Genomic DNA, 21,326 nt, shown 5'->3' on the forward strand with positions numbered 1-21,326 from the left:
GGCCAAGCAGGCATCCTCATCGGGGAATCGCTGCTGAAACTCGAAAATAGTAAGGCTGTCGAACTTCTTCTCCATACTCTAAATCATTTATACCCCTAAAATACTACATTTATCCGTATTGGCTGAATGCCTAATTCAAAAGATGAATTTGAATGTTGAAAATTACTGGGAATAAAAAATTAGCGACTATTTAAATACTGTTTTCATGTTAGTTTAATTCAACTTAATGTCATAAATTTGAATAGGTAACAATAAATCATACCCTATGAAAACTATACAAAAACCGGTTCTATCCATTATCCTTGCCGCGGTATGGATAAGCTTGTCGGAATTTGTGAGAAACGAGCTGTTGTTTAAATCATACTGGACTGCGCACTACCAATCGCTTGGGCTTGTTTTCCCATCGGAACCCATCAATGGGGCCATGTGGGGCGTATGGTCGCTGCTTTTTGCCATTGCCATCTTTGTTATTGCAAAAAAGTTTACCCTAACACAAACTACGCTGCTGTCGTGGTTTGTAGCCTTTGTTTTAATGTGGGTAGCGGTGGGCAACCTTGGCGTACTGCCCTATAGTTTGCTTTACTATGCAGTGCCACTAAGTCTTTTGGAGGCATTTGTTGCTGCGCTAATCATAAAGAAGTTGGCTTAACATTTTTGCGACCATAAATCATGACCTTATTCTATGAAACCAACTCTATTCCTTCTTCTAATTTTATCCCCGCTATTCTCCTTTGGACAGGATTGGGCCCCGGTTGGAGCCAAGTGGGTTTACGATCACGATTCTGGTCTGAGTCAATACCTCACAACCATTGAGTCGGTTAAGGATACCACCGTTATGGGCAAGGTGTGCAGGCAGCTGGTTAATCGCGAAATAGACGAGCTGATGCGGCAGGATGGTTCCTACTACTGGGATACCTCCTTGGTTTCCACGGACTATATCTACCAATCGAACGATACGGTGTACCATTTCAACCAATTTGAGAGCACATTTTATCCGCTTTACCTCCTCAATGTGGCCACCAACGATACCGTGCTGATTAGAAGAAGCAAGGCCCAGTGCGACGAGAATGAGTATTTCTGCTCCCGCTTTGAGTACGTGGTTGATGATATTTCTACCATGTCACTGCAGGGGCAAACCTTAAAGGTAATCTACAACTCCGCCACCGATTCCGCCGAGTGGGTATTTAACCGCTCCTTCGTTGGCGAAAGCTATCCAATTGTGGAGCGCATCGGTTCGCTAAAATACCTCTTTGGCGTAAGTAGAAATTTTGCAATGGAGGGTGGTATTAAGTGCCTACGCTGCTACACCGATGCCAACATCTCCTACAAAGCCGACTATTGGGACAAGGATTGTGACTATCTACCACCGCTGAATGGACCCTCAACCATTGGTGAAATCAAAGCCGATCAATTGTTGGTGAGTCCCAATCCATTCAGCTTGGTTATTCGGTTTGGAGGTGGTGTGGCTGTTACCTACCAACTCTACAATTCGTTGGGCAAGCTGCTGCTTAAGGGCAACGGCACGGAGATAAATACCTCTTCACTGCATAAGGGTGTCTATCTACTTCGGATAGCTCGAGATGGTGGAGCAACAAAAACAGTGAGGGTGGTGAAGGAGTAGCCCAATGGATGTTTACTTCATCTAAAGTTGAAAATGATATCGGCAATGTTATTCTCTGCTATAATATATTGAGGACTAGTAGCCTGAAAATGTATTAACTTTGCAAAACAATCAACTGAGCGCCATGGAAACGCGAGAGATATTACATGCAATTATGCAACTTCCTATAAGCAAGCGAATGCTTATTGTTGAACAGACTTTAAAGACTATTAGGGAGAGCGAGACTCAAAGTAAGATGCTTATTGCTGCAGATGCATTGCTTGAGGACTATAAGAATGACAAGGATTTAACCGCCTTTACTCAACTTGATTATGAATCATTTTATGAGGCAAGGTGAGATTTGGCTAATTAATCTTGACCCAACGGTCGGTGCTGAAATTAAGAAAACACGGCCTGCTATTGTGGTAAATGACAACTCCTTGGGTAAACTGCCTCTTAAAATAATTGTTCCTTTAACAGACTGGAAACAGCGCTATGAAATTGCGCCATGGATGGTAAAAGTTTCACCCGACCAAGAAAATAACCTTGCCAAGGAATCCGCTGTCGACTGTTTTCAAATTCGTTCCGTATCCGAAGCTAGATTTATAAAAAGAGTGGGTAGGGTTAATGCAGATAATTTTGACAGTATAAAGGAGGCCCTCTCCAAGGTATTGACGATCGAAACGTTTTAGTAATTTGAGCAAGAGATTCTCTATGTTGCTCCCTGCCACTGCTAACTCCGTCACGCGTAACTTATAGTCACCAGTCACCTTTTCTACCCAAAAACTTCTATTTTCGCAAGAAAAAGAGGTTGTGATTCCAGCAGGATGCGTTGAGCAGTGCCGTGGTTGCAAGCACCGCGAGTGGAGCGAGGAGGAGAGCCTTCAGCAGAAGTATAATTTTCTGGCTGCCCGACTAGCTCCATGGAGCAGCGTGCTACAGCCCGTGGTTTCGGTTCATGGCGCAGCGCGATGGGGTTACCGCTCCAAGGTCACACTTTCGGCAGCCTATTTAAATAGTTCTTGGCTGCTGGGTATGCTCTCCCGTGATGAGCTTATTCCCATTCCAAATTGTCCGGTTCATGCTCCAATTATTAACAGCGTAGCCTCCATCCTTTCTGCAGTAATGCCTCCAGCAGAGGAGTTACCTCTCGCTTTTATAGTGCAGTCTGCATCTCAAGTGGTGATGGTGGTAAGGGCACGTCAGGTACCTGATTGCAGCTGGCTTACACCACTGGTTGAGACCGAGTTAAGGAGCGTTGGTGTGGAGGGGCTCTGGCTTCACTGCAACTTTGCAGCGGGGAAGCGCATGTTTGAGAAGACGCCTTTAATGCTGCTCTTTGGGCAACCGCGGTCGCAGGATGAGATGGAGCTGTGGTATGGTCCAGGTGCTTTCCAGCAGCTAATTCCGTCGCTCTACCATCAGTCCCTGGCTGAGGCGGCTCGTTTTCTGGCCCCCGACGTCAACCATTCGGTGGTGGATCTCTACTGTGGGACAGGGGCATCCATGCGGCAGTGGCGGAGGCTGGGGGCTCCCGTACTTGGTGTGGAGTTGGGTGGTGAGGCGGTGGCCTGTGCCGGGCTTAACGTTCCCGATGCTGTAGTGCTTCGCGGTGCCTGTCGCCATCGGGTTCCACAGGTTGATAGGTGGGCCATGGAGCAGCGCGAGAAGGGCCAACGGCTGCTACTTTACGTTAACCCACCGCGTACCGGACTTGAGCCGGAGGTGCTTAGCTGGATTGTTGATAAGGGCCGTCCCGACCGCTTGGCCTACCTCTCGTGCAGTGCAGGAACGCTGGCAAAAAACTTATCGGTGCTAGCAGAGCATGGTTACAGGGTGGAGCAGCTCGTTCCCTTTGATTTTTTTCCACAAACTATTCATGTGGAGTGCTTGGCGCTGCTTAGGAGGGGAGATTAACAGACAAAAAAATGGAGTATGTTGCCATACTCCATTTTCAATTTTAACAAAGTTTGCCTTGAAATTTCTTGATGGCAATTATATCGCCTTCGTCTTTTCGGCCAGCCACTCCTTTAGCTCGGGAACCAGCCTTGGCGATAGCGCATCGTAAACCTTTTGGTGATAGGCGTTGAGCCAGTCCAGTTCAGCCTTGGAGAGCATCTCCTTCTTTACCGGTTTAAGGTCAATGGGGCAAAGGGTAACCGTTTCCCACTTCAGAAAGCTGCCAAAATCGTTGGTTTCGGATGGAACACAGGCAATGAGGTTTTCAATGCGGATACCGTGTTTGCCAGCGCGGTATACCCCCGGCTCATCGCTGCAAACCATGCCCGGCTGAATAGTTACCGAATTCTCCTCCAGCCTGATGCTTTGCGGTCCTTCGTGAACGTTGAGGAAGAAGCCAACGCCGTGTCCGGTGCCATGACCATAGTTGAGGTGGTGGTAGAGGAGCGGTTGGCGTGCCAGCATATCGAGGTTGGAGCCTCGAGTATTGCGCGGAAAAACGGCCATTGCCAAACCAATCATGCCACGTAGCACTAAGGTGTAGTCAACCATCTCCTCCTCATTGGGCTTCGACAGGTGAATGGTGCGGGTGATATCGGTGGTGCCGTTGCGGTATTGGCCGCCGCTATCGATAAGCAGAAATCCTTTGGGCTTTATCTTTGAGCTGGTTTCTGGTGTTGCAGAGTAGTGTACAATGGCACCATGCTCACCGTAACCCACAATGGATTCAAAACTTTCACCCATAAATCCGGGTTGTTTGGCTCTGCAATCCCTGAATTTTTCTCCAACAGACAGCTCGGTGAGCGTGTTGCTGGCTGCAGTGGTTTCAATCCAATGGAGTGCCTCCACCAGCGCCAAGCCATCGTTTACCATGGCGTCGCGAATACCGGCCAGCTCAGCCTCCGTTTTGCATGCCTTGGCCATGGTTACCGGCGAAAGTTGCCTAATGATTTTGCAATCCTCCGGTATCATACCTGCCGTGGCATGGCTGGTGCGAGCAGGGTCGATAAGCACGCGCTCTTTTTTTGAGAAGTTCTTCACCACATGGCTTAGCTCTTCATATTCGAAGATATGAATTTCGGCAACCTTCAGCTTGCGTGTTACCACTGGCGGAAGCTTGCTCCCTTCCACAAATAGCAGGACGCGGTCGAGGTAAATAACAGCGTAGGCATAGAAAACCGGATTGAATGCCACATCCGATCCTCGTAGGTTAAATAGCCAAGCAATTTCGTCGAGTGCCGACAGAATGGTGACTGTGGCACCAGCGGCTTCCATCTCCTTCTGCAGATCAGCAATCTTCTCAGAAATTGATTTTCCGGCAACCTCTTCATCATGAAGGTAAATTGGATCTTTGGGTAGCCGTGGACGGTTGTCCCAGCCTTTTGTGCCTAGGTCAGCAATATGTTTTAATGAAAGTTTCTTTGAGAGGAGTTTTTGTTTCATGCTCTCCAGCTGGTTTACGGAGAATAGGCGGGCGTCAACGCCAATTTCGGCCTTCTTGGGTAGCGTGTTTAGTAGCCACTCTTCAATGGCTGGCGTCCCGGCAATGCCCATTTTGAATAGCTCAATTCCAGAACCCTCCAACTCCCGCTCTGCCTGTAGAAAGTAGCGCGAGTCGGTCCACAATCCTGCTTTATTCTCGGTTATTACCACCGTTCCTGCCGAGCCAGTGAAGCCCGACAGCCATGCACGTGTTCTCCAGTGCTCAGCAACATATTCACTCAGATGCGTGTCACCCGAAGGAATTATAGCTGCTGAGATGCCCTTTTTTTGCATCTCTTTGCGGAGTTGCTTAAGCTTTTGTGCTGTTTCCATCGTTTCAGGTATTGGTATCAGAATTCATTGTTTTACAAAGTAAGTTAAAACAACAAAAAAAATTAACTTGTGGAGGTAAAAATGATCAACTATGCGCAAATCCCTAGAACTTTTTGGCTCCTATATCACCATGGGAGTGATAATGATTGTGCTGGCTTTTGCTGTGGGCTTTGCCACTGTTGTTGAGAAGAAATTTGGAGTGGAAGCTTCGTGGGGGCTGGTTTATGGTGCATGGTGGTTCAATTTCCTTTGGCTACTGCTATCGCTCAATTTAATGGTAGCGCTATTCACAAGGTCACGCTTTTCGAGGGCAAGGGTGGGCGTTTTTCTGTTTCACCTCGCTTTTCTTGTGATAATTGTTGGTGCTGCCATTACGCGGTTCACCGGAACGGCTGGTGTGCTTCACCTCCGGGAGGGTATCCCTATGCAGAGCTACGTAAGCGAGGAACCCTACCTACAGGTCGCCGATTCGGCAGGAAATATTCTTTTTGAGCAGCAGCTCAGCTTTGGTAAATATTCCAATAATCGGTTCAAACAGCAGTTGAGAACATCTTACGGACCATTCTCGCTACGACTTGTCCGCGTTATTCCTCATGCTGCTCCAATGCTCGTTCATGATGCCAATGGTAAAATCGTTGTAAAGTTGGTTATTGCTACGCAGAGCGGAAGATATAGCCGTTGCATTGCTGCTGGTGAGGTGGTACAGCTGGATGGTATCACCGTAGGTTTTGGTTCCACAATGCCAACATCGGTGGTCCTAGCTCCATCAGACTCTGGAATTACCATTCAATCGTTGGGTGGGCTTGCTATGGGTGGATTGGAGCAGCCATCGATGGCGATTTCGGCTTCGTCTCAGCCGTTGCTGGTAAAGCCGGGTAAGCTATACTCGGGTAAAGGTTGGCAGCTGGTTGTAGTGGAGGCTGATAGCCTTTCGCGCGTTGAGTACACTTCGCAGCATGGCAGTAGCGATATGGCGCTTACTATTATGGCAGAGCAAAATGGTCATGTATCCACCGTCAACTTGCTGAAGTCTACCGATGGTGAGAGTTGGAGCACTGTAGCTGTTGGGTTACATCAATACCGTTTGCGCTACGGCAGTAAGGTGGAAAAACTTCCGTTTAAGATGGTGCTTAACAAGTTCATGCTCGACCGATATCCTGGGTCTCAATCTCCATCGTCTTACACCAGCTTGGTTACGGTGATTGATTCCAGCGCTAATCAAAAGACAGACTATACAATCACCATGAGTCGGGTGCTGGACCTACAAGGCTATCGTTTCTTTCAATCCTCTTACGATGAGGACGGGCATGGTTCGGTGCTAAGGGTTTCCGACGATTTTTGGGGAATGACCACAACCTATATGGGGTATGGGCTTTTCATGGTTGGTGTGCTGCTGACTCTAGTTACGAGGAGAAGCAAGCTTTACGCTCTTCTTAGCAAGCGTACTGCTACGCTGTTGTTTGTGCTGCTGGTGGCTGTCCCAATCTCCATCTCCGCGCAGCCACTTCCCACTCCTCCCGTGGAGCAGGCTCGTGCCTTTGGTCGGCTGTTGACCCTTTCGCACGATGGGCGCATTCATCCCCTAAACACCTTGGGCAGCGAGGTGGTTAGAAAGCTAACCGGTGGGGATACCTTTCGTGGAATGACCTCCGACCAGCTGCTGCTTAGCATGAGCGCCTTCCCCGATTATTGGCAGAGTGCCCTGCTTATTAGGGTAGAAAACCCTCAGGTGAGAGCCAATCTTGGCATGCATGGTGAAATGGCTTCATTCCTGAACTTTTTCGACTCTTCAAGTGGCGGTTACCTTCTCAAAAATCCAGTAGCCGCGATTAACCGTAAGCCTCCAGCAGAGCGCACTAAGACTGACTGTGGTTTGCTTAAGGTGGATGAGCGGGTTAGCATTTGCTACATGATTTTCACCGGTAGTCTATTGAAAATATTCCCAAATAGCTCTGGAAATGAATGGCGTTCAATAGCCACTGTAATGGCAAACGGAGGAGATACCACCATGCCAGGACGTCTGTTGGCCAATTACTTTACGCAGCTACGAGCTGCCACTGCTAACAACAAATTTGCCGGAGCCGATAGCGCGTTGACTCGCTTTGCCCAGTATCAGAAAGAAACTGCACTTATTTCTTTTGATGGATCAGCCGAATTGGAACTGCTTTACAATCGTCTTGACCTGTTCAATCGCATAGTTCCATTTTATGGGTTGGCTGGATTGGCCCTTTTGGTACTTCTTTTCTTCAGAAAGAGGTGGGCTGAGATTGCCGGAAAGTTCTTTGTATGGATGGTGCTCATTACATTTGTGGTTCACACGGTTGGTATGGTGCTGCGGTGGATTGTTGCGGGGCATGCACCCATGAGCAACGGGTATGAATCAATGCTAATGATTTCTTGGGTTGCCGTGGGTGGAGGCCTCCTAGCTGTTCGTCGACTTCCAGCAGCGCTTGGCGTAGCTGCATTACTTGCCACGGCTACGCTCTTTGTGGCGCATCTTAGCTGGATGGATCCCGAAATTACCAATCTGGTTCCGGTGCTAAAGTCGAAGTGGCTTACCTTGCATGTATCCTTTGTGATGGCTGGTTACGCCTTTTTTGGCATTGGAGCATTGTTAGGTATTCTTTCTATGCTAATAATTGCCATACCGCGCCTATACAAAAAGGTGGCTGGCGCTGATTTTGATAATATCCAGAAACTAATGGAATCGGCCATGGTTGTGGGGTTGTACCTATTCACCGTGGGAACATTGCTTGGTGCCATATGGGCCAATGAGTCATGGGGCAGGTATTGGGGTTGGGATCCCAAGGAGTCGTGGGCGCTGGTTACAATTTTTATTTATGTGATTATCACCCATTTGAACAATATTCCCAACTTTAAAAATTCGTTGGCATTGAGCTTTTCATCCATTGTGGGGTTTATGGCAGTAATGATGACCTACTTTGGGGTAAATTACCTGCTAACTGGTTTGCACTCCTATGCTGCTGGAGAAACTATGGGTATTCCTTTAGTAATTTATGCTGGAATCGGTGCTGTTATTGTGCTTTGGTTGGTGGCATTGCTAATGGCGCCCAAAACTATTAACCGTAAAAATTAGGATTGAATTTTTATTCCTATGTGCTACATTTGTGATCTAATCTTTTTGAAATATGAACAGTTTTGAATTTTATAACCCTGTTAGGGTCGTTTTTGGAAGAGGAAAAATTGCTGAGTTACCTAATCTTATTTCTGCTGGTCAAAAGGTTCTTGTTACCTATGGTGGTGGAAGTATTAAGGAGAATGGCGTTTACGATCAGGTTTTTGACGCGCTTAAGGGCTATTCCATTTTTGAATTTGGTGGCATTGAGGCCAATCCCAAGTATGAAACACTGATGAAGGCAGTGCAGCTCATTCGGAAGGAGAAGATTGATTTTGTGCTGGCCGTGGGAGGCGGTTCTGTCCTCGATGGAACAAAGTTTATTGTTGCTGCGGTTCCTTTCAAAGGTAATGAATGGGATATACTAGCGAAGCACCTTCCCATTAAGGAGGCACTACCCTTTGGAGCAGTGCTAACATTGGCCGCTACAGGTTCAGAAATGAATAGCGGTGGCGTTATTTCACGAATTGAAACCAAGGAGAAGCTGGCATTTGGAAGTCCTTTGCTATTTCCAAAATTCTCCATTCTGGATCCAGCAACTACTTTTTCTCTACCGGTAAATCAAGTTGCCAATGGCGTTGTAGATAGTTTTGTTCATGTTACAGAGCAGTATCTTACCTATCCCTCCAATTCACCCATACAGGATAGGATGGCGGAAGGCATTCTTAAAACATTAATTGAGGAGGGTCCCAAGGCTCTTAGTAATCCTCAGGATTTTGACGTTAGATCAAATCTTATGTGGTCAGCCACCATGGCGCTCAATGGATTACTCAGCTGCGGAGTTCCTAGCGATTGGGCTACCCACATGATTGGGCATGAGCTTACTGCATTCCATGGCCTTTCACACGGCGTTACACTTGCCATTGTGCTTCCCTCTCTGCTACGCACACTGATAGAGGACAAGGAACTTAAGTTGGTGCAGTATGCCGAACGGGTTTGGGATATTAAGACCGGAACCGACCGTGAAAAGGCACTTGCTGCCATTGATAAAACGGAGGAGTTTTTCCAAGCGATGGGTATAAAGACTAAACTCACCGGTTATGGCATTGGTGCCGAAAATTTCTCGAAGATTATTAAGCGATTTGAAGATCGTGGCTGGGTAGTGCTTGGCGAACGTCGTAGCGTTACTCCCAAAAAAGTTCTTGAGATCCTTAAAAACTGTCTTTAAGCATTATGCATATTGATAAAAAAAGAGCCCTTCAACGAGGGCTCTTTTTTTGTGGTATCTACTTTTTATCGAAAAGTTTTGTGAATTCTTTCTTTGTGCGTTTTTTCCAATCGCCCTTATGCCATAGGTAGCTAATCATGAGTGGAATTACGGTGGTTGCTTCAGCATACACCATCTGCTCGTAGGTGGTGTCTACCTTTCCCCACGACGAAGCTTCCTTTAAAGTGGAGGAGGAGCAGGCACCGTCGCGCACGTCGGCAACGGTAATTTGAATGGCATACTTGTGCATGGGCACGTCAATGCCAAGGCATTCGGCGCAAACAACAGTATCCTGAGTGAAGTTCTTGGGAACACCTCCGCCAACCATGAACAGTCCGGTTACCTTAGCTTCAATCTTTATCATGGTGAGCTCGCGGAAATCCTTTACTGAGTCGATGGATACGTGAGCATCGGGTCTTTCCCACTGGTGCATTACCAAACCGAAACCAGCGCTTGAATCGCTGAAAGCAGGGCAGAAAATGGGCACATTGTGCTCGTAGCATACCTGAACGAGCGAATCCTTCTTCACAGAGTGTTGGGTGAGATATTTGCCCATCTCCTTGATGAATTCGCGGGAGGAGTATGCGCCTGGTTTCATACCATCGGCAATCATCTTAATGGTAGAATCACAGTTTTGCAGCTCTTGCTCATTGATGTAGGTATCGTAAATGCGGTCAACGTAGTTGTCGCGTAGCACGTTATCATTTACAAACTGGCTTCCACGATAGTGCTTAAAGCCGAGTGCTTCAAAAAAATCCATGTCTACAATGGAGGCACCCGTAGCAACGATGCAATCAACCATGTTGTTTTTCACCATATCAACATACACCTGCATGCAGCCGCCAGCACTGGTGCTTCCTGCAAGGGTAAGTATGTTGGAACACTCCTTGTCGTTGATCATCATGTCGTAGATGTCGGTGGCATTGGCCACTTCGCGCGAAGAAAACGACATCTTGCGCATGCTGTTGATAATGGGGGTGGAGTCAAACGACTTGATATCCACGTGCTCGATGGTTTCTTTGAAGAAATCTTTCTTTTCCATTTGTTTGTGTGGGTTTTTAACCAAAGCAACTTAGCGCCTTTTTCGCAAAGGCAAGTTAATTTACGGTATTGTTTGAAAACTCAGTTAATTACTCTTTTAACAGCGGTTTTAGTATACTTGGCAGCTAAGTTGCTCAAGACTATTCTCCGCTGGGTGGTTATTTCATACTACGATGCCTTTAAGATGGGATAGTAGTAGGAGGTAAAGCAAAGCGCGACGAGTGCTGTGCCGTATTTTTTTTGTGGAACAAAACTTTCTGTAAGAAAATGGATATCCTCCAAGCGATAATCGTCGGAGAAGCCATTGAAGTAGAGTTCGTCGAGACTGGAGCGGAGTAACGACTTTAGCTCAACAAGCTCATAGTTTCCGTAATGCTCGCAAACCAATCCACCAAATTTTTGATCTGTTTTTTTATTGTAAAGCCACCCGTAAACAATGCCGGCAGAGGCTCTTTCGCCCTTGTTGGCAGTACACGTGGACATTATGGATTCGATAACAGCCCCATGCTCAATGGTAGTAGGGCGTTCAATTTTAGTGGCAATGCGGGGAAGGATGGAGGAGTAGGTCATGATATTGGCCATTTCAATGTTAGCCGCCTTGAGCGCTAGGTGGTAGGAGCCGGCATGAATGGCTATGTCGCTTTCGCCAACGCCACCTGTTTCGAAGTAGTCCTTTGGAATTCTATTTCCAACCAGAATACCCTGTGATTCTTTCTTGACCTCAGTAGTAGGAGAGAAAGAGCGTAGTGTAGTTGTTTGTTCGGTCATCGTCGCACATAAAATTGATGTTGGTTAATACTCAAGAAGATATTTTTTGCAGTGCTAATGGACTGCTCAAAAATTATTTTTGGATGAGAGGGAATCGATTTTCTGGAGTGATGAAAATGCCCTAGGAGCACCAGATTAAACCTGCTCCTCAATGAATTCCCTTAGAAATAATCAAATCAACCGAATGGTTAGGGATTGAGGGAGCGTAAAAAGGATGTGGTTTCGGAAAAACATCCTGGCGTAGTATTCTCTTTTTGCCGATTTCGACCGAGAGTTAAGATAAAGTTTCATTTCAATTGGGTATTAAAATAAGTTTGAAATAAACCCTCTTTCTCTACACCCTCCTTCCCATGCGCTTTGCACATGTTCGAGATTGCTTGTGTAACCGAGTGAGTTGTAATAAAATGCTTCGCTGGAAAACACCTTTAAAATTTTTGCAAGTATATGAAAAAAATCGACGATTTGCCGATGATTCATAACTTTTTATTGATTTTTTTTGAAGGGTGCTTGTGTCATCTGCAATAAGTTGATTAAGAGTAAGATGTTCCGCTCATTTTGGAGATTATTGTTGGGTGAAAATATCAAAAAAAAAGCCAGCCGACTGGCTGACTCTTTTTCGCTATAACCTGATAGATTTACTTTGTCGAATCAGGTTGAGCGTAAATACACTGACCTCTATTGGGACCTTGAGGATTCATGCCCATACCTCTTCCGTTTCCCATGCCTCTGCCATTCCTCATACCTCTACCATTTCCCATACCTTTTCCATTTCTCATTCCTTGACCCATCATTCCTCTGCCTGATGAAATGTGGGCATTGAAGTAAACCTTTTGCTCGTCGGTGAGAATGTTGCGGATTTGGTTTTGATGAGCAACACGTTTCTTCATTAAATCGGCCTTTAGTTTCGAGATTTCATCGATGGTTTTGTTAACCTCGTTCATGTCTGGCTTGTCGGCAGAGGTAAGAGTATTCAGATGTGCCTGCTTCTCTTTAATCATATTCTGAATGGGAGTAACCTCTTTCATGTGTGCTACTCGGAACTCCTGAATCTTGGCTTTTTGGTCATCGGTGAGCTTTGGGATCATATTTTCCATCCCAACGCACATGGGTGCCTTCATCTGCCTCTGATTCATTGGCTGTGCAAATGCACTGCTTGAGTTGATTAGTAGTGCTGCAATAAATGTTGCGGCAACATAAGATAATTTTGTTTTCATGGCTTTAAAATTATTATGTGAAACATTAAATGATTCTGAATTTAGTTATTTGGCCGATTCATCATGCCGCGACCATTTCTCCCGTGCCGCATTGGCCCGCGCTGTGAGGGGTCGTCAAACTGAAGGAGCAGCTGTTGCTGTTCCGGTGAGCAATGTGGCTTCAGCAGTAAAAAATGCCTTACCGTAAGCCCTTTCATCTGGGCGTAGGTTGTTCCAATCTCATTCAGCAACTCTTGTATTCTAATGGAATCGGGATTTTCTTTTAGCAGCTCAAGGTGCAGCTGTTGGTGAATATCTCTCATCCGGTCCATGGTTGCTTGGTTTTCGTCCATAAATTCATGCCTGATTTGCCGCATCATCTGCATTTGATCAGGGGAGAACTTCGCATTTCGCATTTGTTGTCCCATGTTCTGGAGGTATGCTGACCGTGTATACCGGCTTCCTCCGAATGGATTAAAGTATATGGTGGCAATGGTTGCAATGTTGGTGGCTATTAGAACAAGCACCGTTATGGAGAGTAATCTTATTTTCTTTTCAATTGTCATGGCTATTGCGTGTTACTTGTCGGTGTCGGTCGAAAAAATGTAGTCATCCATTGGAGTTGAGTAGGAGGCCTGCTGAAGGGTGATTTCTGAGGTGGCGGTGGCGCTAAGAGTGCCAGTGCCAGAGTAAGTAGTGTTGCCAATCATAAGTCCAAGCATAATACCTGCAGCAATGGAGGCTACCGCGGTGTACCAGTGGATGGGACGAATGGTTAACGATTGCTGGCCTTCCTTTAGCACCTTCTCCATTATCTTCGATTGAAGAAAGAAGGGTGGAGCAACGCTTTTTTCTCTGGCTATTTCACCAAGAAGCTGCACAACCATTGCAAATCTAGTGGAGCAACTTTGGCAACTCTCCATGTGTGAGGCAACCTCGGCAACCGGTTGGGTGATTCCGGTATCCAACATTTTTTGCAGCTCGTTATTGAATTCTTGGCAGTTCATTGTAGTGAATTTTATGATTAGACAACTTCATTTTTAAAAACTTGCGCGTTCAGGAAATTTTTTCGATGGTGGTGATGATTTTTTTTCTGGCGCGAAATATTAATGACTCCACCGCCGAAACCGATAGCTTCATCACTTCAGCAATTTCGGCATAGCTGAGTTCGTCGTATTTACTTAGGGTGAAGGCCACGCGCTGGTTATCAGGCAGCTTACCAAGTGTTACTTGCAAAATTTTAACCTGCTGCTCCTCCTCCATGTTTTCTTGGGCGTTAGGGCTATAGTCTTGCAACAGGTCGGTAGGATTTTGGTTTCCTTGAAAGAGGCCATCTATACTTTGCACCACCCACGACCGCTTTTTCTTTTTCAACAAGTTGAGCGATTTGTTTATGGTGATTCGGTAGAGCCAGGTGGCAAAGCTGGAGTTGTTTCGAAAGCTGGCAAGTGAGCGAAATGCTTCCAAAAATACATCTTGGGTAATATCCTCAGCATCGGAATGGTTATGCAGTAATCCCATTGCAGTGTTGAATACTCGATGCTGATGTTCGGTGACCAGCTGCGCAAATTGCTCTGGTTCACCCTCGAGTACTCTTTTAATCAACAGCTCTTCCAGCATAAAATAGCTCAATTTCTCATTTAGACCTCCAATTCAGAAAAAACTTGCGCGAAAGGGTTTACTAATACAAAAAAAATCATGAAACTTGTAACGTGAATTGGAACAACGCATTTTGCATTTCACCATAAATATAACCTTTATATACACCAAACGCTAATCGCGCTGTCATGGGAATAAGGTATAAAATTTTGAGCGGCTTTGTGCTCATGGGGTTAATGTTGTTGATTTCGGGAGCCATGTCGATGTACCTGATGACAACGCTGGGGAAATCGGTCTCGGGATTGCTGCAGGACAACTATAGAAGCATTGAGATTTCGAAGCAGATGCTGAATTCGCTGGAGCTGGAAAATTCCGGTGTTCTTGATGTCATGATTGGGAATGTGGATACGGGTATGAGCCAGGTAAATGCTGGACGTGAGCAGTTTGACGCAGGCATTAAGGCGGCCATGGGAAATCTCACCCTCTTTAATGAAAAGGAGTCGGTGGATTCCATCGTGGTGTCGCATCAGAAGCTAGTGGAACTGTTTGCAAACTTGCCCGAGCGCGCAAAACGTCAGGAGCTTGACCGCATGTGGTATGTAAAGGAGCTTAACCCTGCCTACAACGAGGTGGCAAAAACCGTTAAGGTGCTTATGACCATTAATGAGGCTGCCCTTTTCACCAATGCATCAAGCCTCGAACATGGCGCATATCGAGCCATTATGCCTGGTATAATTGCCATAGCGGCTGGTATTTTCCTGACCATCCTTTTCAACTACTTTTTGATCCACTACTTTGTGGCACCCATTATAAGAATTACTCGAGGTGTAGATGATTTTGTAAGGCTTAAAATTCCATTCGATATTAACGTGGAAACTAAGGACGAGATAGGTAAGCTCCGAGAGGCAATCTTGAGCTTGATTTCTTTGGTGAAGAAGGTTCAGAAAAACTAGCGAGCAAGGATTTATATGAGGTGGCATATTGTAATACGGACTGTAGGAATGGTGCTGCTGTTTAATGCAGCATTCATGATAATAGCTTCGTTAATTTCTCTCTACAACAACGATAGTGGATTCTTTCCCCTGTTGTTGAGCGCGTTGGTTACCATTGTTATTGCAGTGTTTCCGCTGGTGTTTGTTCCATATACGACCGACCTAAACAACAAGGAGGGCTATGCCATTGTGGTACTTAGCTGGATATTTTCGTGCTTAGTTGGATTATTGCCATACGTGATTTGGGGAGGCGAATTCACCTTAACCAACGCGTGGTTCGAAAGCGTTTCGGGCTATACAACCACCGGATCCACCATTCTGAACAACGTTGAGGCACTTCCCCCTGGGCTACTTTTTTGGCGTGCGTCAACCCACTTTATTGGGGGTATTGGGGTAGTGCTGTTTGCCCTAGTGGTGATGCCTGCCTTTGGAAAACTTAAAACATCCCTATCCAAAATTGAACTCTCTCCGCTGGCCAAGGACAACTTTCGATACCGCGCCAATAAAACCATGCAGATCATCTTTATGGTTTACATGGGGCTTACCATCAGCGAAACACTTCTTTTGAAGTTTGCAGGTATGTCGTGGCTCGATGCAGTATGCCATGCCTTCGCAACCATTGCCACCGGAGGATTTAGTACCAAAAACCTGAGCATTGCCTTTTTTAACAGTCCCACCATTGAAGTTATCATCATTATATTCATGTTCCTTTCGGGTCTTCACTTTGGGTTGATATACTCTACTGTGATGCTCCACAGGAACAATCTGTTTCACTCGTCAGTAGCCCGTTACTACTTTTTCTCCATGCTCATTGGTGTGGCGGTGGTGACAGTGAACGTGCATAGCTCTGTTTACCCAACATGGCTTGAGTCGTTGCGCTATTCGGCCTTTCAGGTCGTCTCAGTGGGCACTACCACCGGGTTTGCCAACGCCGATAGTTCCATATGGCCTCCGTTTTCCATACTGATAATGCTCTTTTTTATTCTGCAGTGTGCCTGCTCCGGCTCCACCTCTGGTGGTATTAAGGTGGACCGGGTGGTGATTTTTTTCCAAACTCTAAAGCGGCAGGTGAAGAAATTGCAACATCCCAATGCGGTTATTCCGGTGAGGGTTAACCACATTACCCTTGACGAGGATTTGGTTGCAGGAACGGTACTATTTATAGCACTCTACATTCTTATAGTCTTTGCCTCCACCGTATTCCTATCCATACTGGGTGTGGATATCTTGTCGGGATTTTCGGCTTCGGCTGCCTGTATGGGCAACGTGGGGCCAGGTTTTGGTATGGTGGGCTCCATGACCAACTTTAGCCTTATTCCCGATATGGGAAAGTGGGTGCTCTCGCTCGACATGCTGCTTGGCCGTATGGAAATATACGGGTTGCTCCTGCTTTTTCTTATTAAATCGTGGCGCTAGGCAGGCATATCACCTCTCTGTTTTAGTCAGTTCTGTTATTGCAAAATGTCTACTAAATAATAATTCTGACTGGATGAACGACTTTTCCCTCCTCGTTTAAAACGTTTGTTCTCTTTATTACAAAGAAAACTCAACAAAACGTTGGCTCTCACTGTTTACACTGAAGTAACCCAAAATCGAAAACAGTGTATCGACTAAACTCTTCAATATCGTCACATTCTGAAGAATTTCAGAAAAACTTTTCCGAGAATATTGCGGCAGTTGAGTTGTTCAGGAACCGGTTACGAGAGGTGGTGTTTCGCGATTCAGATAAGGCGGTAGTGAGGCATAAGGAGCGAGGAAAACTGCTGGCTCGTGACAGAGTTCAGCTGCTTATTGATGAGGGAACAGCATTTCTCGAACTTTCAGCTCTGGCCGCCAATGGTCAGTATGATAATAACTTCCCTTCGGCAGGAATCATCACCGGTATTGGTGTGATTCATGGCCGTGAAACAGTAGTGGTGGCCAACGATGCCACTGTTAAGGGTGGCACCTACATTCGGGAAACCATAAAGAAGCATCTGCGTGCTCAGGAAATTGCCTTGGAGAATAATCTTCCCTGCGTTTACCTGGTAGATTCGGGCGGAGTCTTTCTTCCTGAACAGGATCGTGTGTTTCCCGACCGCGACGACTTTGGACGGATATTCTATAATCAGGCTCGGCTTTCGGCTCAGGGAATACCGCAAATTTCGGTGGTTATGGGCTCCTGCACTGCGGGTGGTGCATACATTCCGGCCATGAGCGACGAAACCATCATTGTAAGAAATCAGGGAACCATCTTTATTGGCGGTCCACCGCTGGTGAAGGCCGCCACTGGTGAGGTTGTAACTGCAGAGGAACTTGGAGGAGGTGTGGTTCATACCTCTATTTCTGGCGTTGCCGACCATTTGGCTGAGAACGATGCCCACGCCATAGAGATATGCCGAAATATTTTTGAAAGTTTGCCATCACCACAGCGGCAGGAGATGGACTGGCAGGAACCGGAGCCACCCCGCTTTTCGGAGGAGCAACTTTATGGCGCTATCCCATTTGACCTCAAACGTGGATTTGATGTTCGGGAGGTCATTGCTCGCATTGTGGATGGTAGCCGATTCCATGAATTCAAGGAGAGCTACGGGACAACCTTGGTTACCGGTTTTGCCCGCATCATGGGTTTTCAAGTTGGGATTATTGCCAACAATGGTTTTTTGAATTCGGAAAGTGCTCTAAAGGGGGCTCATTTTGTTGAACTCTGCACTTGGCGCAAAACGCCCATCGTTTTTCTACAAAATATTACCGGCTTTATTGTGGGTAAGAAGCACGAGCATGGAGGCATTGCCCGCGATGGAGCTAAGATGATACACGCCGTGGCCAACGCATCAGTTCCGGTATTTACAGTGATGATTGGTGCCTCCTATGGTGCCGGTAACTACGCTATGGCAGGGAGGGCGTTTAATCCGCGGCTCCTGTTTATGTGGCCAAATGCTAAAATTGCCGTGATGGGTGGTGAACAGGCCGCCAACGTTATGGTTTCGGTGAAGGAGGAGCAGCTAAAGTCGCGCGGATTAGAGCTGCCCGTGGAGGATGCAACGGCCATACGCAACGAAATTCTGCATAAATACGAGGTGGAGAGTTCTGCCTACTACAGCACGTCGAGGCTTTGGGACGATGGGGTGATTGACCCCGCCGATACCCGAAAAGTGCTGGCATTGGGCATTGCTGCCTCGCTAAACAAACCTTTTGGAGAACCTCAATTTGGAATCTTTAGGATGTAAAAATATGGAAGCAAATCTTGAACTGCAGCACAACGGTGCTATATGCACGTTGTGGCTAAACGACCCTGATTCGAAAAATGCCTTAAGTCCGGCATTGGTTCATGAGTTTACTCAGGCGTTGGAGACAGTGCTAAACGACCATTCCGTAAGGGTATTGGTTGTTAGAGGTAGGGGCGACGGCTTCTGTTCGGGGGCCAACCTATCGTCGTTTGCTAAGACGGGGAAGCCTGAAATGGAGCTGGAGGTGCTGAAGGAGAGCCGAGCGCTTGCCAACCTTTTCTACCAGCTAAATCACCTATCTAAACCCGTTGTTACGGTAGTTCATGGCTATGCCTTTGGTGGGGCACTTGGACTTATTGCCGCTTCTGATTACACTCTTGTTGAGGAGAAGATTGTGATGTCGTTCAGCGAGGTTAGGCTGGGGTTGGTTCCGGCGACTATTATGCCTTACGTAGCTCAACGACTTTCGGCCGGGAAGATGCGCGAGTTGATGCTTACAGGACGAAGATTTTCCAGCGAGGAGGCGTTCACCCTAGGCCTTGTTTCGGAGGTTGCCGCCAACGAAAAAGTGGAGGAACGGTTAAATAAAGTGCTAAAGGACCTACTGTCCGGAGCCCCCAATGCTCAAACTACCTGCAAAACCCTTATCGCTGAAACGCGCTGCAACCATTCGTTTGTTCAAATGGCCGATGCCACTTCGCGAATTCTTGCCGAGATGCGGCTTGGGGAGGAGGCAAAAGAGGGCATCAACGCATTTCTGGAAAAGAGAAAAGCTGCTTTTAACCGCAGCGATGAACTTTAATTAGGCTCATTAGTTTCTACTCCTATGATTTCAAAATTGCTTGTTGCAAACCGGGGAGAGATTGCCCTTCGCATAATTAGAACTGCGAAAAATATGGGTGTTTCAACGGTTGCTGTATATTCCGATGAAGAAGGTTTTCCAATGCATGCGGCGCAGGCCGATGACTCTTTTTCGCTTGGTTCTGGTTCGTTGAGGGAGACCTACCTTAATATCGAGAAAATTATTTCGGTGGCCACTCGCTCTGGTGTAGATGCCATACATCCCGGCTACGGTTTCTTATCGGAGAACACCCACTTTGCGGAAGCCGTTGAGCTGGCAGGGTTCTCCTTTGTTGGTCCAACTCCTGCATCCATACTCACCTTGGGGAATAAGCTCGAGGCGAAGAGCATGGCTCAGAAAGTTGGTATTCCAACCCTCCCGCCAGCTACTGGAACGCTCGAAGAGATTATCCTCCTTGCCGATAAAATCGGCTATCCCGTGCTGGTTAAGCCTGCCGGAGGAGGAGGTGGAAAAGGTATGCACATTGCACATGGTGCAAACGATATTAGGACATTGCTCGAAAGGGCCATGCGTGAGGCCAGCTCTTCCTTTGGAAACGCGGAGATTTACCTTGAGAAGTTTGTTCCTGGAGCACGCCATGTGGAGGTTCAAATTGTGGGTGACGGCAGCGGAAACATCATTCACCTCTTCGATAGGGAGTGTAGCATACAGCGTCGCTACCAGAAGATTGTGGAGGAGGCTCCATCGCCCACGTTGAACGAGCAGCAGCGCACGAACATTACCGGTTATGCCATGGCTCTTGCTTCAGCTGTGAAATACAGAAGTGCCGGAACGGTGGAGTTTATTCTTGATGAACAGGGGGATCTCTTCTTTCTAGAGATGAACACGCGCATTCAGGTGGAACACCCGGTAACCGAAATGATCACCGGTGTAGATATTGTAAAGTTGCAGCTTGAGGTGGCCATGGGACAGGGTCTTTCGGTGGCTCAGAAGGACATTAAAATTAGGGGACATGCCATTGAGCTTCGGTTGTATGCAGAGGACCCAGAAAACGATTTTTCGCCATCCACTGGTACTATCTCTGACTTTAATTTCCCTGTGGCTCCATGGTTTAGGGTGGAGCATGCCCTGCGGGTGAACGAGAAGGTTACGGGTCTTTTCGACCCCATGCTCTGCAAAATGATTATCCATGGTGAGAATAGGGCAGAGGCTATTGCCCGAATGCGTTCTGTGCTGCGGCGAAGTTTTTTGCACGGCATTACCACTAACCTTGGCTTTTTAAGCTACATCGTACATTCTCCATTGTTTGCTTCAAACAACCTCTCTGTGGACACTGCAAGCGCCTTGGCTAAGGCGTATGCCGAGCAGCGGTCGCTCCCCATTGAGGTGGTGGCGGGCTATGCGCTCATCCGTTTGTATGGAAGCATGAAAGCCAAGGCAAACGGTGCTAGACGCTCAGTTTGGAGCAGCTTTGGAGCTTGGGAGGCCATAAAACGTATGGGGTTTTATCACGACGACCATTTTTTGGAGGTAACACCTAATTATAGTGGTTCGAAAGTATCAAACATACAGTATAACGGGTTGGTGCTATCGGTTGGAAAATACCTATTTGTCGACAATTCAATGTTGGAGATGACAATTGATGGTGTTGCTGCCGAGATGCATTTTACCCTGCACTCATGGGGCATCTCAATCACTCACCATGACAGGCTCTACAGAATTAAACACGCCAATCACCTGTCGGATGGTAAACGAAAGCCCAAGGCTACGCGACCGGAAACGGGAGAACGTATGGTTACTTCACCTTTACATGGCCGAATTATTAGCCTACCGGTGAAGGAGGGTGAGATTGTTGAGCTGGGCACAACCCTCATGATTATTGAGGCAATGAAGATGGAAAACCTGATTGCCTCGCCACAGCGTGCCAAAATTGGCAAGGTGCTGGTTCGCGAAATGGAGCAGGTTTCCGATGGTTCAGAACTTATTGTTTTAGAAAAACTTTAGC

General features: G+C 46.8%; 19 protein-coding genes. 12 read left to right on the plus strand and 7 right to left on the minus strand.

Annotated features, from left to right (window positions below):
- Nucleotides 1-265 precede the first annotated feature (265 nt).
- The 5 genes from VMW01_04430 (at nt 266) to VMW01_04450 (ending at nt 3,517) form a co-directional block, all read left to right on the plus strand.
- On the plus strand, nt 266-649 hold the full coding sequence (locus VMW01_04430; GenBank protein ID HUW05486.1) for a hypothetical protein: 384 nt from the start codon (nt 266-268) through the stop codon (nt 647-649).
- Nucleotides 650-682: 33 nt separating this feature from the next.
- Nucleotides 683-1,621: a T9SS type A sorting domain-containing protein gene (locus VMW01_04435; protein HUW05487.1), complete on the plus strand. Its 939-nt coding sequence runs from the start codon at nt 683-685 to the stop codon at nt 1,619-1,621.
- A gap of 124 nt (nt 1,622-1,745) precedes the next feature.
- Nucleotides 1,746-1,958 carry a hypothetical protein gene (locus tag VMW01_04440; GenBank protein ID HUW05488.1) on the plus strand — a complete coding sequence of 71 codons (213 nt, stop codon included), beginning with the start codon at nt 1,746-1,748 and terminating at the stop codon, nt 1,956-1,958.
- A complete protein-coding gene (locus VMW01_04445) occupies nt 1,933-2,292 on the plus strand; it encodes a type II toxin-antitoxin system PemK/MazF family toxin (GenBank protein HUW05489.1) in 360 nt (119 codons plus the stop codon). Before VMW01_04440 ends, VMW01_04445 begins: the two co-directional genes overlap by 26 nt.
- A 121-nt stretch (nt 2,293-2,413) precedes the next feature.
- A complete protein-coding gene (locus VMW01_04450) occupies nt 2,414-3,517 on the plus strand; it encodes a hypothetical protein (GenBank protein HUW05490.1) in 1,104 nt (367 codons plus the stop codon).
- 78 nt (nt 3,518-3,595) lie between these two features.
- On the opposite strand, the gene VMW01_04455 is transcribed toward VMW01_04450, so the two are convergent.
- On the minus strand, nt 3,596-5,374 hold the full coding sequence (locus VMW01_04455) for an aminopeptidase P family protein (GenBank protein ID HUW05491.1): 1,779 nt from the start codon (nt 5,372-5,374) through the stop codon (nt 3,596-3,598).
- A gap of 91 nt (nt 5,375-5,465) precedes the next feature.
- On the opposite strand from VMW01_04455, the gene ccsA reads away from it, so the two are divergent.
- Together ccsA and VMW01_04465 are read left to right on the plus strand one after the other, a co-directional pair.
- Complete coding sequence (gene ccsA / locus VMW01_04460) at nt 5,466-8,471, plus strand: cytochrome c biogenesis protein CcsA (protein ID HUW05492.1); 3,006 nt, start codon at nt 5,466-5,468, stop codon at nt 8,469-8,471.
- Nucleotides 8,472-8,523: 52 nt separating this feature from the next.
- The gene (locus VMW01_04465) at nt 8,524-9,678 is read left to right on the plus strand and encodes an iron-containing alcohol dehydrogenase (GenBank protein ID HUW05493.1); all 1,155 of its coding nucleotides are present in this window, start codon (nt 8,524-8,526) and stop codon (nt 9,676-9,678) included.
- A gap of 58 nt (nt 9,679-9,736) precedes the next feature.
- Here VMW01_04465 and VMW01_04470 read toward each other — a convergent pair whose 3' ends face one another.
- The 6 genes from VMW01_04470 to VMW01_04495 all read right to left on the minus strand — a co-directional run bounded on the left by VMW01_04470 (nt 9,737) and on the right by VMW01_04495 (nt 14,339).
- A complete protein-coding gene (locus tag VMW01_04470) occupies nt 9,737-10,759 on the minus strand; it encodes a deoxyhypusine synthase (protein HUW05494.1) in 1,023 nt (340 codons plus the stop codon).
- Between the two features lie 167 nt (nt 10,760-10,926).
- Nucleotides 10,927-11,526: a pyruvoyl-dependent arginine decarboxylase gene (locus VMW01_04475; GenBank protein ID HUW05495.1), complete on the minus strand. Its 600-nt coding sequence runs from the start codon at nt 11,524-11,526 to the stop codon at nt 10,927-10,929.
- A gap of 635 nt (nt 11,527-12,161) precedes the next feature.
- The gene (locus tag VMW01_04480; GenBank protein HUW05496.1) at nt 12,162-12,740 is read right to left on the minus strand and encodes a Spy/CpxP family protein refolding chaperone; all 579 of its coding nucleotides are present in this window, start codon (nt 12,738-12,740) and stop codon (nt 12,162-12,164) included.
- A gap of 41 nt (nt 12,741-12,781) precedes the next feature.
- A complete protein-coding gene (locus VMW01_04485) occupies nt 12,782-13,285 on the minus strand; it encodes a periplasmic heavy metal sensor (protein HUW05497.1) in 504 nt (167 codons plus the stop codon).
- 12 nt (nt 13,286-13,297) lie between these two features.
- Nucleotides 13,298-13,726 carry a hypothetical protein gene (locus VMW01_04490; GenBank protein ID HUW05498.1) on the minus strand — a complete coding sequence of 143 codons (429 nt, stop codon included), beginning with the start codon at nt 13,724-13,726 and terminating at the stop codon, nt 13,298-13,300.
- 49 nt (nt 13,727-13,775) lie between these two features.
- Nucleotides 13,776-14,339 carry a sigma-70 family RNA polymerase sigma factor gene (locus tag VMW01_04495; GenBank protein HUW05499.1) on the minus strand — a complete coding sequence of 188 codons (564 nt, stop codon included), beginning with the start codon at nt 14,337-14,339 and terminating at the stop codon, nt 13,776-13,778.
- A 167-nt stretch (nt 14,340-14,506) separates the two neighbouring features.
- On the opposite strand from VMW01_04495, the gene VMW01_04500 reads away from it, so the two are divergent.
- The 5 genes from VMW01_04500 to VMW01_04520 all read left to right on the plus strand — a co-directional run bounded on the left by VMW01_04500 (nt 14,507) and on the right by VMW01_04520 (nt 21,325).
- Nucleotides 14,507-15,271 (plus strand): MCP four helix bundle domain-containing protein, encoded by a 765-nt coding sequence (locus VMW01_04500; GenBank protein ID HUW05500.1) that lies wholly within the window; start codon nt 14,507-14,509, stop codon nt 15,269-15,271.
- 15 nt (nt 15,272-15,286) lie between these two features.
- Entirely contained in the window at nt 15,287-16,726 is a 1,440-nt protein-coding gene (locus tag VMW01_04505) for a potassium transporter TrkG (protein HUW05501.1), read from the plus strand.
- A 185-nt stretch (nt 16,727-16,911) separates the two neighbouring features.
- A complete protein-coding gene (locus tag VMW01_04510; GenBank protein HUW05502.1) occupies nt 16,912-18,519 on the plus strand; it encodes a carboxyl transferase domain-containing protein in 1,608 nt (535 codons plus the stop codon).
- 4 nt (nt 18,520-18,523) lie between these two features.
- On the plus strand, nt 18,524-19,321 hold the full coding sequence (locus VMW01_04515; GenBank protein ID HUW05503.1) for an enoyl-CoA hydratase-related protein: 798 nt from the start codon (nt 18,524-18,526) through the stop codon (nt 19,319-19,321).
- Between the two features lie 24 nt (nt 19,322-19,345).
- Nucleotides 19,346-21,325, plus strand: coding sequence for a biotin carboxylase N-terminal domain-containing protein (locus VMW01_04520; GenBank protein HUW05504.1), 1,980 nt, complete (start codon nt 19,346-19,348; stop codon nt 21,323-21,325).
- Nucleotide 21,326 lies beyond the last annotated feature (1 nt).

It is taken from the genome of Williamwhitmania sp. (assembly GCA_035529935.1).
Classification (GTDB): Bacteria; Bacteroidota; Bacteroidia; order Bacteroidales; family Williamwhitmaniaceae; genus Williamwhitmania.

Bases quoted from the DNA above. Each gene is read 5' to 3' on its own strand.
- VMW01_04455 (HUW05491.1), bottom strand. From the start codon at position 5,374: ATGGAAACAGCACAAAAGCTTAAGCAACTCCGCAAAGAGATGCAAAAA.
- VMW01_04475 (HUW05495.1), bottom strand. From the start codon at position 11,526: ATGACCGAACAAACAACTACACTACGCTCTTTCTCTCCTACTACTGAG.
- VMW01_04465 (HUW05493.1), top strand. From the start codon at position 8,524: ATGAACAGTTTTGAATTTTATAACCCTGTTAGGGTCGTTTTTGGAAGA.
- VMW01_04520 (HUW05504.1), top strand. From the start codon at position 19,346: ATGATTTCAAAATTGCTTGTTGCAAACCGGGGAGAGATTGCCCTTCGC.
- VMW01_04445 (HUW05489.1), top strand. From the start codon at position 1,933: ATGAATCATTTTATGAGGCAAGGTGAGATTTGGCTAATTAATCTTGAC.
- VMW01_04500 (HUW05500.1), top strand. From the start codon at position 14,507: ATGGGAATAAGGTATAAAATTTTGAGCGGCTTTGTGCTCATGGGGTTA.
- VMW01_04495 (HUW05499.1), bottom strand. From the start codon at position 14,339: ATGCTGGAAGAGCTGTTGATTAAAAGAGTACTCGAGGGTGAACCAGAG.
- VMW01_04440 (HUW05488.1), top strand. From the start codon at position 1,746: ATGGAAACGCGAGAGATATTACATGCAATTATGCAACTTCCTATAAGC.
- VMW01_04430 (HUW05486.1), top strand. From the start codon at position 266: ATGAAAACTATACAAAAACCGGTTCTATCCATTATCCTTGCCGCGGTA.
- VMW01_04480 (HUW05496.1), bottom strand. From the start codon at position 12,740: ATGAAAACAAAATTATCTTATGTTGCCGCAACATTTATTGCAGCACTA.
- VMW01_04435 (HUW05487.1), top strand. From the start codon at position 683: ATGAAACCAACTCTATTCCTTCTTCTAATTTTATCCCCGCTATTCTCC.
- VMW01_04490 (HUW05498.1), bottom strand. From the start codon at position 13,726: ATGAACTGCCAAGAATTCAATAACGAGCTGCAAAAAATGTTGGATACC.
- VMW01_04515 (HUW05503.1), top strand. From the start codon at position 18,524: ATGGAAGCAAATCTTGAACTGCAGCACAACGGTGCTATATGCACGTTG.
- VMW01_04485 (HUW05497.1), bottom strand. From the start codon at position 13,285: ATGACAATTGAAAAGAAAATAAGATTACTCTCCATAACGGTGCTTGTT.
- ccsA (HUW05492.1), top strand. From the start codon at position 5,466: ATGCGCAAATCCCTAGAACTTTTTGGCTCCTATATCACCATGGGAGTG.
- VMW01_04505 (HUW05501.1), top strand. From the start codon at position 15,287: ATGAGGTGGCATATTGTAATACGGACTGTAGGAATGGTGCTGCTGTTT.
- VMW01_04470 (HUW05494.1), bottom strand. From the start codon at position 10,759: ATGGAAAAGAAAGATTTCTTCAAAGAAACCATCGAGCACGTGGATATC.